Annotated in this window: 13 protein-coding genes and 2 tRNA genes; 7 read left to right on the top strand and 8 right to left on the bottom strand. The window is 67.9% G+C overall.

All coding sequences use genetic code 11. The features are described 5' to 3' along the window. The 4 genes from QZV94_RS00075 to QZV94_RS00060 form a co-directional block, all read left to right on the top strand. A partial coding sequence (locus QZV94_RS00075) for a prolyl oligopeptidase family serine peptidase (protein WP_293675750.1) occupies nucleotides 1–1,305 on the top strand: 1,305 nt, incomplete at its 5' end. Further along, on the top strand, nucleotides 1,302–1,847 hold the full coding sequence (locus QZV94_RS00070) for a GNAT family N-acetyltransferase (RefSeq protein ID WP_293675749.1): 546 nt from the start codon (nucleotides 1,302–1,304) through the stop codon (nucleotides 1,845–1,847). The genes QZV94_RS00075 and QZV94_RS00070, both read left to right, overlap by 4 nt. Nucleotides 1,848–2,064: 217 nt before the next feature. Beyond that, complete coding sequence (locus QZV94_RS00065; RefSeq protein WP_293675748.1) at nucleotides 2,065–3,516, top strand: ATP-binding protein; 1,452 nt, start codon at nucleotides 2,065–2,067, stop codon at nucleotides 3,514–3,516. Then, entirely contained in the window at nucleotides 3,497–4,090 is a 594-nt protein-coding gene (locus tag QZV94_RS00060) for a response regulator (RefSeq protein WP_293675747.1), read from the top strand. Before QZV94_RS00065 ends, QZV94_RS00060 begins: the two co-directional genes overlap by 20 nt. A 7-nt stretch (nucleotides 4,091–4,097) precedes the next feature. Here the strand turns inward: QZV94_RS00060 and QZV94_RS00055 are convergent, their stop codons facing one another. The 4 genes from QZV94_RS00055 to QZV94_RS00040 all read right to left on the bottom strand — a co-directional run bounded on the left by QZV94_RS00055 (nucleotide 4,098) and on the right by QZV94_RS00040 (nucleotide 6,458). Continuing rightward, on the bottom strand, nucleotides 4,098–4,847 hold the full coding sequence (locus QZV94_RS00055; protein WP_293675746.1) for an ATP-binding protein: 750 nt from the start codon (nucleotides 4,845–4,847) through the stop codon (nucleotides 4,098–4,100). A gap of 195 nt (nucleotides 4,848–5,042) precedes the next feature. Beyond that, on the bottom strand, nucleotides 5,043–5,759 hold the full coding sequence (locus QZV94_RS00050; protein ID WP_293675745.1) for a response regulator transcription factor: 717 nt from the start codon (nucleotides 5,757–5,759) through the stop codon (nucleotides 5,043–5,045). Between the two features lie 13 nt (nucleotides 5,760–5,772). After that, nucleotides 5,773–6,177, bottom strand: a complete 405-nt coding sequence (locus QZV94_RS00045; protein WP_293675744.1) for a response regulator transcription factor — start codon at nucleotides 6,175–6,177, stop codon at nucleotides 5,773–5,775. Between the two features lie 207 nt (nucleotides 6,178–6,384). After that, a tRNA-Gln gene (locus tag QZV94_RS00040) sits at nucleotides 6,385–6,458 on the bottom strand. A gap of 159 nt (nucleotides 6,459–6,617) precedes the next feature. Here QZV94_RS00040 and QZV94_RS00035 point away from each other — a divergent pair. Together QZV94_RS00035 and glpD are read left to right on the top strand one after the other, a co-directional pair. Next, nucleotides 6,618–6,694, top strand: a tRNA-Pro gene (locus QZV94_RS00035). A gap of 115 nt (nucleotides 6,695–6,809) precedes the next feature. Then, on the top strand, nucleotides 6,810–8,315 hold the full coding sequence (gene glpD, locus QZV94_RS00030; RefSeq protein ID WP_293675743.1) for a glycerol-3-phosphate dehydrogenase: 1,506 nt from the start codon (nucleotides 6,810–6,812) through the stop codon (nucleotides 8,313–8,315). 36 nt (nucleotides 8,316–8,351) lie between these two features. Here the strand turns inward: glpD and QZV94_RS00025 are convergent, their stop codons facing one another. The 4 genes from QZV94_RS00025 to QZV94_RS00010 all read right to left on the bottom strand — a co-directional run bounded on the left by QZV94_RS00025 (nucleotide 8,352) and on the right by QZV94_RS00010 (nucleotide 11,973). Beyond that, a complete protein-coding gene (locus tag QZV94_RS00025) occupies nucleotides 8,352–9,146 on the bottom strand; it encodes an enoyl-CoA hydratase-related protein (RefSeq protein WP_293675742.1) in 795 nt (264 codons plus the stop codon). Nucleotides 9,147–9,210: 64 nt separating this feature from the next. Beyond that, the gene (locus tag QZV94_RS00020) at nucleotides 9,211–10,560 is read right to left on the bottom strand and encodes an acyl-CoA dehydrogenase family protein (protein ID WP_293675741.1); all 1,350 of its coding nucleotides are present in this window, start codon (nucleotides 10,558–10,560) and stop codon (nucleotides 9,211–9,213) included. Further along, the gene (locus QZV94_RS00015) at nucleotides 10,560–10,946 is read right to left on the bottom strand and encodes a DUF6285 domain-containing protein (protein WP_293675740.1); all 387 of its coding nucleotides are present in this window, start codon (nucleotides 10,944–10,946) and stop codon (nucleotides 10,560–10,562) included. The genes QZV94_RS00020 and QZV94_RS00015 overlap by 1 nt, the downstream gene beginning before the upstream one ends. Beyond that, nucleotides 10,939–11,973, bottom strand: coding sequence for a phosphotransferase family protein (locus tag QZV94_RS00010; RefSeq protein WP_293675739.1), 1,035 nt, complete (start codon nucleotides 11,971–11,973; stop codon nucleotides 10,939–10,941). The genes QZV94_RS00015 and QZV94_RS00010 overlap by 8 nt, the downstream gene beginning before the upstream one ends. Before the next feature lie 147 nt (nucleotides 11,974–12,120). Here QZV94_RS00010 and QZV94_RS00005 point away from each other — a divergent pair, with 147 nt between their 5' ends. Next, the gene (locus QZV94_RS00005) at nucleotides 12,121–13,137 is read left to right on the top strand and encodes an NADP-dependent oxidoreductase (protein ID WP_293675738.1); all 1,017 of its coding nucleotides are present in this window, start codon (nucleotides 12,121–12,123) and stop codon (nucleotides 13,135–13,137) included. Nucleotides 13,138–13,294 lie beyond the last annotated feature (157 nt).

Here is a 13,294-nt window from a genome sequence, read left to right as displayed (position 1 = left end):
GCGGGCTCACCGACAGCCGAGCCGGTGGTGGCCGAGCCGCGGCGGGTGGGGGTGAAGTACAGCCTCGACCACTGGAGCGATCGCTGGGTGATCCGGACGAACGACGACGGCGCGGTGGACTTCAAGCTCAGCATCTCGACCGCCGCCATCCCGGCCAAGGCGACCTGGACCGACTGGATCGGCCATCAACCGGGCCGCTACATCACCGGCTTCGCGGCCTACGCTGGCCATCTGGTCCGCGCCGAGCGGGTCAATGCGCTGGACCGCCTGGTGGTGACCGCCCGGGATGGGACCGAGCACATCGTCGCCTTCGACGAAGAGGCCTACGCGCTCAACCTGGAGGGCGGCTACGAGTACGAGACGACCCTGTCGCGCTTCGTCTACCAGTCGCCGACGACGCCGCGGCAGACCTTCGACTACGACCTCGCCACCCGGACGCGAACCCTGCGCAAAACCCAGGAGATTCCCTCCGGCCACGATCCCTCACGCTACGTGGCGCGGCGGCTGGAGGCGCGGGCCGCCGACGGCCAGACAGTGCCGATCACGCTGCTGATGCTGAAGGATACGCCGCTGGACGGCTCGGCTCCGGTGCTGCTGTACGGCTATGGCAGCTATGGTCACGCCATGGACGCGGCCTTCTCGATCCGCAACCTCAGCCTCGTGGACCGGGGCTGGATCTGGGCCACCGCTCACATCCGCGGCGGGTCGGACAAGGGCTGGGGCTGGTTCCTGGATGGGCGCAAAGACAAGAAACCGAACACCTTCAGCGACTTCATCGCCTGCGCCGAGCACCTGGTCGCGCAGCGCTATGCGACCAAGGGCCGGATCGCGGCCTACGGCGGCTCGGCTGGCGGCATGTTGATGGGCGCGGTGGCCAACCTGCGGCCAGATCTGTGGGGCGCGATCATCGCGGCGGTGCCCTTCGTCGACGTGCTGAACACCATGAGCGACACCACCCTGCCGCTCACCCCGCCGGAGTGGCCCGAGTGGGGCAATCCCATCGAGGATCCCGCCGCCTACGACCTCATCGCGAGCTACAGCCCCTACGACCGCGTCTGTCCGCAGCCCTACCCGCCGATCCTCGCCACCGGCGGTCTCTCTGACCCGCGCGTGACCTATTGGGAACCTGCGAAATGGGTCGCGAAACTGCGGGAGTTCACCACCGGCGATGCGCCGATCCTGCTCAAGATCAACATGGAGGCGGGCCATGGCGGAGCTTCCGGCCGCTTCGACTTCCTGAAGGAGATCGCGCTCGACTACGCGTTCGCGGTCTGGGCCCTGGATCGGGGCTGGACCCGCGCATGATCATCAGGGCGGCGGAACCCGGTGACGCGGCCGCCCTGGCGGCGATCTACGGCCATGCCGTGTTGGAGGGCTTCGGGACCTTCGAGGAGACCCCGCCGTCACCCGCCGAGATGGAGGCGCGCCGCGCTGCAGTCGCCGCACGGGGACTGCCCTATCTGGTGGCCGAAGCCGACGGCCAGGTGCTTGGCTTCGCCTATGCCGCGCCGTTCCGAACTCGGGAGGCCTACCGCTTCACCCTGGAGGACAGCGTCTACGTCGCTCCCGACGCCGTCGGCCGCGGCGTGGGGCGGGCCGTGCTGCGCGCGGTGGTCGCAGCTTGCGAAGCGCTCGGCGTGCGCCAGCTCGTGGCGGTGATCGGAGACAGCGGTAACGCGGCCTCGATCGGGCTGCATCGCTCACTGGGCTTTGCGCCGGCGGGCGTGGGCCGCAGCTTCGGGTTCAAGCATGGGCGCTGGGTCGATGTCGTCTGGATGCAGAAGTCGATCAACGGCGGAGACGAACATCCGCCCGACGGGCCCGGAGTTGATCTGTCGGGAACATGACCCAGGTGTTCGCCAAGTAGGGGAAAGTTACAGCAAAGATCACCTGCAGGTTGATCGCCCTTCTCCTTATGTAGTTGTACGTAATTGCTTTGCGGGCGTTTTTTCCGCACAACAATGGCGTCGGACGGGACCGACGTGGAATGTTGAATAAATGCCTGGGTTGTGGACGGGGAATCACACAACCGAGCTGGCGACTTCGAACACCGGCTTTCGCCTCTTGCGGGGCCAGTTCATTGCGATCGGCGTCTCGGCGGCCGTGGCGGCTGCCCAGTATCTGTTGCGTCCGGTCTTCGACCACTCGGTCTACCTGCTCGGCGCGATGGCGCTCGTCGCCTGCGCGTTGTTCGGCGGGCCGTGGTCGATCCTGACCGCCTCGGCGCTGCTCACCGCGATCGCGATCGGCGCGGAGAGCCAGCTCAGCTATCCGCTGCCCGAGGTCGCCCTTCGCGCCTTGATCTTCCTTGTCACCGGCGTGGCCCTCGCGGCGTGGATGCGACGCCTGGGACAGCAACGGGACGCGGCGGCGCGGGCTGCGACCGCCCAAGCTGACCGCGAGGCGCTCCTGCAAGCCAGCTTGGCGGTGGTGGCCGACGCCTTGGTGGTGGTTGACGACCTGGGCCAGATCCAGAGCTTCAGCGACGCCGCCGAGCGGCTGTTCGGCTGGACGGCGAGCGAGGTCTTGGGCCGCAATTTCTCCAGCCTGATGCCGCCGGGCGAGGCTGTCGCCCTAGGTGGCGGCGAGGCCGAGGTCGAAGTCAGCGGCTCGTCCCGGCAGGTCATGGGCCTGAACCAGCACGGGGACTCGTTCCCGATGGAACTGCGGATCGGCGAAGCACGCATTGGCGGGCGGCGCTTCCTGACCATCGTCGTGCGCGACCTATCCTCGATCCAGGAGGCGGAGCGGCGCTCGGAGGAGCTGCGCGCCCAGCTCACCCAGCTTTGGAGCCTCAACTCCATGGGCGAGATGGCCTCAGTGCTGGCGCACGAACTCAACCAGCCGTTGTCGGCAGTCACAAACTACCTGCGCGCCGCGCGAAATCTCATCGCCCGAATGGAGCTGGACGATGACGACTTGATCGACGCAGTGGCGCGGGCGGGCGACCAGGCTGTGCGCGCCGGGGAAATCATCCGCACCATGCGCGACCTTGCGACGCGGGGCGGGGCGCTTCAGAAACCGGAGAGCCTCTCGGCCATTATCGGCGAGGTGGACTTCATTGTCTCGATCATGGCGCGGGAAGCGGCCGTCCGCATCGTCTACGACCTCCACAAAGGCGAAGACACGGTGATGGCCGACCGCATTCAGATTCAGCAGCTTGTGGTTAACTTGGCCCGGAACGCCATCGAAGCTGTAACGAAGTACCCGAACCGTCAGGTCAACATTTCGACCAGACCCGATGCTGATAGCGGCATGGTCACGACTGTCGAGGATAGTGGTCCCGGCATAGACCCCAGCGTGGCAGAGCGGCTCTTTCAGCCGTTGGCCAGCACAAAGCCCGAGGGCATGGGGCTAGGCCTCTCCATTTCGAGTGCTATAGTCGAAAATCACAAGGGACGGATTTGGGCTGAACCCAGTCGCCTAGGTGGCGCCGCATTTTGTTTTGTATTGGCGCGGGCAGGTAACAATGGGCACATTGCCAGCGGATCGAACAGTGTTCGTCGTCGACGATGATGCGGCGGCGCTGGATTCGCTCGTCATGCTGCTCAGGTCCGATGGGCTGACGCCCAAGGGCTACATCTCCGCCCACGACTTCATGGCTCAGTTCGATCCCGAGGCGCGCGGCTGCGTGATCACCGATCTGCGCATGCCCAGCATGGACGGGGTGGAGCTTATCAGGGCGCTGAAGGCCGCGGGCTGCATACTACCAGTGATTGTCATTACCGGGCACGCCGACGTCAGCCGGGCCGTAGACGCCATGAAGGCGGGGGCCACCGACTTCCTGGAAAAGCCCTACGAGAGCGAACAGATCCTCCGCGCGGTGCGGGCCGGCCTCGAGCAGAACGACGCCGCGGTCGAGGCCGGAGCCGACCGCGTGCGCCTGCAGCGCCGGATGGAGAGCCTGACGGCCCGCGAGCGCCAGGTGCTGGACCTGATCATGGAGGGGGCCAGCAACAAGCTGATCGCCGCCAAGCTGGCGATCAGCCCGCGCACGGTGGAGATCTACCGCGCCAACGTGATGTCGAAGATGCGCGCCGACAGCCTGTCGGAATTGATCAGAACGACTATCACCGCCGGGGCGGCCTGAGGCGGGCTCAGAGCGCCGGCAGGTAGAGGCGCGCCGTGGTCCCGCGGCCTTCACGCGAAGTCAGCACGAACGCGCCGCCACAGCCCTGGGCGAAGTCGCGCACGCTGGCGAGACCGAGGCCCGTGCCACCACGGTTGCGGCGGGTGGTGAAGAACGGTTCCATGGCCTGCTTCAGGACCTCAGGCGGCATGCCCACGCCGTCGTCGGCCACGGACACCACGACGTAGCGGCCCGCCGGGACCGCCAGCTGGGCGCTCTCCGGCGCGCTGAGCGTCCAGCGCTGGGCGGCCAGCATGATCGTGCCGCCGGCCGGCATGGCGTGGCTGGCGTTGACGCAGAGGTTCAGGAGCGCCGATTCCAGGCCGGCAGCGTCCGCGACGGTGAGCAGCGGGGCGTCTGTCAGGCGCACCTCCACGGTGACATTGCGCGGAGCCGCCAGGCGGGCGCGGCGCGCGGTGGCGGCCACCGCTTCGGCGCAGTCCATCGGCGCGGTGTCGCTGCCCTGCGAAAGGTCCATCAGGCGGGCCACGAGGACCGCGCCCTGTTCGGCCGCGGCCTGGCTCACCTGGATCAGGTCATGACCGGGGTCGCCCTGCGCCAGATCTTCCGCCAGGGCGGCATTGGCGTTGAGGATCACCGTCAGCAAGTTGTTGAAATCATGCACCAGAGCGCCGGCTTGGCGATGCAGCGCCGCGAGGCGCGCCTCCGCGTCCTGAGCCGGCAAAACCTTCGGGTCTGCGCAACCATCGAAAGCCATGGTGTGGCGCCTCCTTGTCGCGCCTGTGGCCAGAATGTGGCCGAGGTAAGCAAGACCATGCGCGGGACCGGGAATCACCCCGAGATAAATACCTACGGGAATCCCGAGCGGCCTCTTGCCGCACTCCTGGAGTACTGCCGACATGACTGCGGCCGCCCTTGCGGACGGCCGCGATCGTTGGCGACTGCAGGGGGGTCAGGCGGCCAGGCGCGGCGTCGCCGGAGAGGCCGCGGCGGGCCGGTTGTCGCGCAGCATGTAGCCGCCGCCCCAGACGGTCTCGATCAGGGCGTCGCCGCCCGAGGCCGCGGAGATCTTCTTGCGGAGCTTGCAGATGAAGACGTCGATGATCTTGATCTCGGGCTCGGAGAGGCCGTTGTAGAGGTGGTTCAGGCACTGTTCCTTGGTCAGGACGGTGTTCTTCCTGAGCGAGAGCAGTTCCAGCATCTTGTACTCACTGGGCGTCAAGTGGATCGCATTGCCGTCGACCTCGACCTGGCGGGTGCTGAGGTTGAGCGCGATCTTGCCGGTGCGGATGATTGATTCCGCCTGGCCGCGGGAACGGCGCACCACCGCGGCGATGCGGGCGACGAGCTCGCCGCGATGGAAGGGCTTGGTGATGTAGTCGTCGGCGCCGGAGCCCAGCGCCTGGATCTTGATTTCAGATTCCGCCTCGCCCGTCAGGATGATCACCGGGGTCGAGAGCTTCTTCATCCGCAGGCTACGCAGCGCCTCCAGGCCCGAGATGTCCTCTAGGTCCAGGTCAAGCACGATGGCGTCGTAGTCATAGAGCCCGGCCAGTTCGACGGCCTCTTCCCCGGAGGCGGTGATCGACACGTTGTGGCCCTCGCGGCCCAGCACCAGCTCCAGTTGCTTGGCGGTGGAGTCGTTGTCTTCGACGAGCAGGATGTGCATGGCGGTTGTCCCTCTATTCGACTGTGGCGGCGGTGATGGAAGCGGGTTTGGACGCGATCACGGACTGTGAAATCTTGAGCAGCTCGGACATCCGGAACGGCTTGGCGAGCACCTCGTCGGCGCCCAGGTGCTTGGCCCAGGTCAGGTAGTCCGTGCCTCGGCCCCTGCCGGCGCCGGAGATGGCGATCACCTTGGGCGGGCGCTTCGCGCCCTTGATCGCGCGGATGGCGCCGATGCCTTCCATGTCCGGCATGACGATGTCGGTGACGACCAGGTCGGGGCGATGGGCGCCGGCCATGCGGATGCCCGCGCGCCCGTTGTCGGCCGCGACCGTGGTGAAGCCAGCGCGCTGGAACGCCATCGACATCAGCCGCAGCAGCGCCACGTCGTCGTCGATGATCAGAACCTTGCCGCCCACTTGGTCCGCTCCCCCTGGAGGCGGTGAAGACCCGTTCTTCAGCCGCCTTCACTATGGTTAACGATCAAGAACCACAGTGATTCGGGGTCTGGAAATCCGGGGCGATTACCTAAGTGGATTCCCGTGTGACGGGCTGTCGCAGCTACCCTGGGTGGAATTCCAGCACTGCCGCCGGTCGATGGTCCGCGCTGGCGCCGCGAAGGACCGTGGCTGGGGAACTAGGACTCGAACCTAGAATGACGGTACCAAAAACCGCAGTGTTACCATTACACCATTCCCCAGCAGGAACGATCCCGACGGAGCCGGGCCCCTCGGAGGCGCGGGAAATAGCGCAGCGGACCGGCCGATGCAACGCCCCCTCGACGCGAGGGTGACGCCACTGTCCCAGGGTCCGCTTGCCGGGCCGGGCGCCGTCCTCTATAGAGCCGCTTCCTTGCCGTCGGAGTGTGGCTCAGTCTGGTAGAGCACCGCGTTCGGGACGCGGGGGTCGCAGGTTCAAATCCTGCCACTCCGACCACTCTTTCCCCCCCGACCAGCAGGGGAAAACCCCTTCCCGAGGCGAGGCTCCGGGAACGGTCACAAGCCTCGATCGCTTGAAGCCGAGGGCAGGGATCGGCCAGCTTGGCGAGCACATGTACGAAGAGCCAGTCGACCTGCTGATCGCGGGCGGTGGCGTCAACGGGACCGGCGTTGCCCGCGACGCCGCCGGGCGTGGCGTGTCGGTGGTATTGTGCGAGCAGGACGACCTTGCCGCCTGGACGTCGTCCTCCAGTTCCAAGCTGATCCACGGCGGCCTGCGCTATCTGGAGCACTACGAGTTCCGGCTGGTGCGCGAGGCGCTGGCCGAGCGGGAGGTGCTCCTGCGCTCGGCGCCGCACATCCTGCACCCCTTACGCTTCGTTCTGCCGCACCACGCGGGCCTGCGGCCCGGCTGGATGCTGCGGGCCGGGCTGCTGCTGTACGACCACCTGGGCGGCCGCCGGAGCCTGCCAGGGACCCGGCGGGTCAACCTGGAGACCGATCCGACGGGCGAGGGCCTGAAGCCGCAGTATCGTCGCGGGTTCGAATATTCCGATGCCGCGGTGGACGATTCACGGCTGGTGGCGCTGCTGGCGGTGGACGCTGCGGAGCGCGGGGCGCGCATCCTCACCCGCACGGCGCTCACGCAGGCGCGGCGCGACGCCGGCGTCTGGCGCTGTGTCCTGGAGCGCCGCGGCGGCGAACGCCAGACCGTGACCGCTCGCGCGCTGGTGAACGCCGCGGGCCCGTGGGTGGAGACCGTCCGGGGCCTGACCGGCGTCGCGGCCACAGGCAACTCGGTCAAGCTGGTCAAGGGCAGCCACATCGTCGTGCCGAGGATGTACCCGGGCGAGCAGGCCTACACGCTTCAGGGCGCCGATGGTCGGGTGGTCTTCGCCATTCCCTATCAGGGCCGCTTCACCCTGGTGGGCACCACGGACGTCCCCTACGACGGTGATCCCGCTCACGTCGACGCCTCGGCGGAGGAGATAGGCTACCTCTGCCGCACCCTGGGGGACTACTTCGAGAAGCCGCCGACCCCCGCCGACGTCGCCTGGGCCTACGCCGGGGTCCGGCCGCTGTTCGATGACGGCGAGGATGACGCCTCCGCGGTGACCCGCGACTACGTGCTGGACGTAGACTCTGAGGCCGGCGCGCCGCCGTTGCTGACCATCTACGGCGGCAAGATCACCACATTTCGGCGGCTGGCCGAGCACGCCCTGGAGAAGCTGCAGGGCCCGCTGGGGTTCGAAGCCGGACCCTGGACGGCGGATGCTCGGCTGCCTGGCGGTGACCTGCCTGGCGGCGGCTTCGAACGATTCCGGGGCCAGGCGGCCGATCGCTACCCCTGGCTCGCCGAGCCGACGCTGAGCCGCATGTGCCATGCCTATGGTTCGCGCATCGACGCGGTCCTGGCGGGCGCCACGGCCTGGAGCGATCTCGGAGAGGACCACGGCGCCGGCCTCACCGGGCGCGAAGTGCGTTACCTCGTAGAGCAGGAGTGGGCCCGCGAACCCGAGGACGTCCTCTGGAGACGCACCAAGCTCGGCCTGCACATGAGCCCGGCGGAGCGCGCCGCGTTCATGGCCGCGCCACTTCCGTCGGTAGCGACGGCGTGATCCTGACCGACCGTGAACGCGGGCTGGGGCCTGCCGTCAGCGCCCGACGAACTGCGCCGGGCGCCGCTCGAGGAAGCTCGCCACGCCTTCCTTGTGATCCTCGGAGGCGAAGCACTCGGCCATGGCCTTGAGATGGTGCGTCATGTGCGTGGCCACGTCGCGCTCCAGGCCCTGCCAGACCAGCTCCTTGATACGGGCCACGGCGAAGGGCGAGGTCTTCAGGTACCGTCGCGCCTCGGCGCGGGCCGCCTCCTGCAGCGCCTCGGGCGCCACCACCTCGGCCGCATAGCCGATGGCTAGCGCCTCCTCGGATTCCAGCAGGCCGGCGCTGTAGAGCAGCCGTAGCGCCCGCTGGGGCCCGATCAGTCGCGGCAGCAGCCAGCTCCCCGCCCCCGTGTCGGGCACCAGGCCGCGCTGGGCGAACACCCAGCCGAACTTCGCGCGGTTGGTGATGATCCGCACGTCGCACATGCTGGTGAATTCCGCGCCCATGCCCATCGCGAATCCGTCGATGGCGCCGATCACCGGCTTGGGACAGCGCAGCAGCGGCCAGGGCTCCGGGCGCGCGGTGCTGCCCGCCCCGCCGCGGGAGCCGCGCTCGTCGGTGGGGGTGTCCTGGAGGTCGGACAGGTCGGTGCCGGCGCAGAACGCGCCATCGACGCCGGTCAGGATCACGACACGAGCCACGGGGTCCGTCGCGGCCTTCGCGATGGCCTCGTTGAACGCCCGCAGCATGGCGTAGGTCATGGCGTTGCGTTTCTCGGGCCGGTCGATGGTGATGGTCGCGATGCCCTCGCCGTCCAGCTCGTAGCGGATGTGATGCGCCGTCATGATTTCCTCCGTCCGCGGCCCTTGCCGGCCGTCGCTGTTGTCTTGGGATAAACCGTGCGGCCCGTCACCTGAGCGCCGCCGGCCGCGAGGCCTGTCCGTTGCGGTAGTCGACGTCCGCCCAGGTGATCTTCGACAGCTCTTCCTTGCGGGGACCCATGTAGCCGAAGAGGTAGGCGGCCACCTTGCGCATCTGGATCTCTTCGGTGCCCTCGGTGATCCGGTAGCGGCGGTGGTGGCGGTAGATGTGCTCGAACGCCTTGTGGCGCGAATAGCCGATGCCGCCGTGGATCTGCATCGCCCGGTCCGCCGCCTCGCAGCAGAGCCGGTTCGCCCAGTAATTGCACATCGAGACCTTGTCGGAGAGCACCCGCTCGACCTCAACGTGAGGCATCTGGTCCATTTCCCAGGCGGTCTTGCGGATCAGCAGGCGCAGCATCTCGCATTGGGTGGAAAGCTCGACGATCGGCCACTGGATGGCCTGGTTCTCCGAAAGGGACTTGCCGAACGGCTGCCGGGCGCGGGCGTACTTGATGCTTTCCTCGATGCAGTAGACGGCGGCGCCGAGGGATCCTGCGGCCTGGCGGATACGATTCTCGTGCACGAAGGACTGGGCCAGCGCCAGGCCGCCTTCGGGCGGGCCGAACAGTGCGCTCTCCGGCACCCAGATGTCGGAAAAGCTGACCCGCGGGTGGTCGGTGGGCATGTTGAACGTCCACATCCACTCTTCGATCTTCACCCCCTCGTCGCTCGTGGGGACTAGGAAGCAGGTGATGCCCTTGGCGTCGCCGTCGTTGCCGCTCGTGCGGGCGAAGAGGGCGCAGTGGGTCGCGGTGTGCATGCCGGTCGTCCACATCTTTTCGCCATCGATGCGGAAGCCCGGGACGCCGTTTCGGGCCTCGGGAACGGCGCGGGATTCCATGTGGGTGGCGTCCGAGCCATGGTGCGGTTCGGTGAGCCCGAAGGTCACCCGGCGGGTGAAATCGAGCAGGCCGGGGATGAACTCCTCCTTCTGCGCCTGGGTGCCGAAGTCGCGGAACATCACCACGAAGGGATTGTTGGCGACGATCGAGTGTTCCGTCTGCTGGTCGTAGTGCAGCCCCAGGCCCTTGGCCGCCAGATGCTCGCGGATCACGGTCATCCAGAGGTTGGAGCCATCCTTGCCGCCGAACTCGTTCGGCAGCGCAAACCGCAGGTGGCCCGCCTTGTCGGCCCGGCGCTTGGCCTCGCGCATCAGCTCTTCCCATTCGGGCCGCGGCAGGCCGTCCTTGTCGAAGTCGGTGCGCGCCCATTCCCGGCGATGATCGAAGAATCGAGCGTTGTCGTCCTGGGCCTCGAGCGGCTTGATCTCGGCCTCGATGAAGCGATCCAGCTCGGCGAGGTAGTCGACGAGATCTTGCGGCAGCTTGAAGTCCATCAGGCGTCTCCAGGTTCGCCGGCTGTTGCCCGCCGGTAGGTCGCGTATTTGGGCTGGTCGATAGCGACGGTGTCGATCGTCGTTTTCCAGAGGTGGTCCAGCAGATCGGCGTCGAACAGGTCGACGTCGCCACCGGCGATCCGCTCGCAGAGTTCGTGGTTCAGGTCCGCGACGTCGCCGTCGCTGCCGAGCAGGCTGCGCAGTCGCTCGGCCTCACCCACCAGGGCCCCCGGCCCCAGGGCGACCTCGCGGCGCACCATGTCGAGGACGTTGGCCGCCACCCGGGTGTGGAAGGCGGTACGGCCGCTCAGCGCGGGAAGGACCTCCGCGCGCAGGAACTCGGCCACGATGTCGAGGAGCTCGACCGCTGTGGGTTGTTCACGCATGCGCGCGGCCCTCCGGCGCAAGGATCGCCAACAGGTCGATCTCGTTCTCCGACGTACGGCGGCCGATCGCGGCGCGCTCGACCGAGCGGTCGCCGGCCTGGAAGTCGCGCGCCATCAGCGCAGTGGCCAAACCCCACCGAAGGCTTCCGAAAGCCTCCCAGAACCTGACGCGCTCGGGATCGACCTTCTGGCCCGACTCGGCCTCATACCCAGCGAATAGCTCCTCGCGCGTGCCGACGCCGCCGGCCGGCTTGTCGAGCTCGCCGAAGCGCCACGGCGGGATGCAGAGCCACGCCAGGTCCTCCATCGGGTCTCCGACGTGCGTTGCCTCCCAGTCGAGGACGGACCGCAGGCCCTCGGGCCCGACGATGATGTTTCCCGTCCGCAGGTCGCCGTGGACGACGCTCGGCTTGAAATCGGCAGAGGGGATGTGATCGCGGAACCAACGGAACGCCCACTCGAAGACCGGCCGGTCCATGCCCAGCGCCCTGTAGCGCTCATAGGCGGACGCCACAGATTCTGCCGGTGTGGCGCGGTTCAGGTCGCCCGCCGCGTCCACGTCGATCCGATGGATCTTTGCCGCCGCCGCGCCCAGCTGAAAGGCGAGCCGGGTCCGGGCTTGCGCATACTCCGGCCCGCGCAGGATCCGGGGCGCCAGGGTCTCTCCGGGAATGCGCTCCATGATATAGGCGGATCCAAGCCCGTCCGACGGGGTCATGGCGTACTCGACCCGGGGAGCCGGGACGCCCGCGGCGACGGCCAGCCTCAGCACCCTCGCCTCCATCTCCATGCCGGTCCCCGGGACCTGCCGCTTTGCCACGCCGCCGGGGCTGCGCCGCAGGATCAGCTCGCGCACGCCATCGCCGGTGGGGACGTCGAAGGCCCACAGTTCCTGCATGGCGCCCCCGGAAAGCCGTTGGAGCGCCTTGATCTGCGCGCCAGCTCCGTACAGCCGACCGACAACGCCCTGGAGCGCGGTCGCGAGGGCGGTCTCTGCCGCGGCGAGGCGATCGGATGCGTCGTCCATGCCTCCTCCCTAAAGTTATAGTGCGTTCTAAGGATTCTGCGGCCCTCTGGGCAAGGGGGTTCGTCCCGCGCTTGCCCCTTCGCCTCGCCGCGGGCACGGTAAGGCCGCCGCGCGGGGACAACGCGCACCAGGGGAGACGAAGATCACATGGCCACTTTGAAGCGCTGGGTGCTGCGCCGCCGGCCCGTCGGTGAAATCCAGCCGGGGGACCTCGAGCTCGTGGAAGAGCCGATCCGTGATCTGAACGATGGCGAGGTGCTGGTGCGGACGCTCTACCTGTCCCTGGACCCCACCAACCGCATCTGGATGAGCGACCAAGACCAGTACATGCCGCCCGTGGAGATCGGCGACACGATGCGTGGCGGCTCCATGGGCGTGGTGGTGCAGTCGCGGTCCGACAAGTTCAAGCAGGGCGATGTCGTCAACCCCGGGATGGGGGGCTGGACCAGCCACGTGGTCGCCGACGCGGCGATGGTGTTCCCCGTCCGCCAGATGCCCGGCGTTCCGCTGACGGCGAACATGAGCGTGCTGGGCGGCACGGGCCTGACGGCCTGGTTCGGCATGTGCGACATCGGCAAGCCGCAGCCGGGGGAGACCGTGGTGGTCTCCGCCGCCGCGGGCGCCGTCGGCTCCATCGCCGGTCAGATCGCCAAGCTGAAGGGCGCCCGGGTGATCGGGATCGCCGGCGGCAAGGCCAAGTGCGACTGGCTGACCGGCGAACTCGGGTTCGACGGCGCCATCGACTACAAGAACGAGGACGTGGGCGCGGCGTTGGACCGTCTTTGCCCGAAGGGCATCGACGTCAACTTCGAGAACGTCGGCGGCGATATCATGGACGCCGTGTTCAATCGGCTGAACAACTATGCGCGCATGCCCCTCTGCGGCTTGATCTCCACGTACAACGACCCCGATCGTCCGTCCGGGCCCACCGACTTCGCCCGCGTGCTGATGCACCGGATCAACATCCGCGGCTTCATCGTCACCGACTTCCTGCCGCGTGCCGGCGAGGCGATGGCCGAGCTGGCGCCGTGGGTGGCCGAGGGCAAGCTGAAGTGGAAGGTCCACGTCGACCAGGGACTGGAAGGCGCCATGGATTCGCTGCAGCGGCTGTTCACCGGCAACCATGACGGCAAGCTGCTGATCCAGGTGTCGCCGGAGCCCTGAGAGCCCCTTTCCTGCCCCTGCGGCGCCGGGAGCAAGACGACGGACGACGGCTTGGAGTGAGACGATGGGCTGGAACTTTGGAGACATCCTGGACGCGGTGGAGCCTGTCCTGCCTCCGGACGCGCCAGCGTTCATCCACGGCGAGCGGGTCATCCCC

Source organism: uncultured Phenylobacterium sp. (assembly GCF_902826855.1).
Taxonomy (GTDB): domain Bacteria; phylum Pseudomonadota; class Alphaproteobacteria; order Caulobacterales; family Caulobacteraceae; genus Phenylobacterium.
This window is presented reverse-complemented; position numbering and strand designations above follow the sequence as displayed.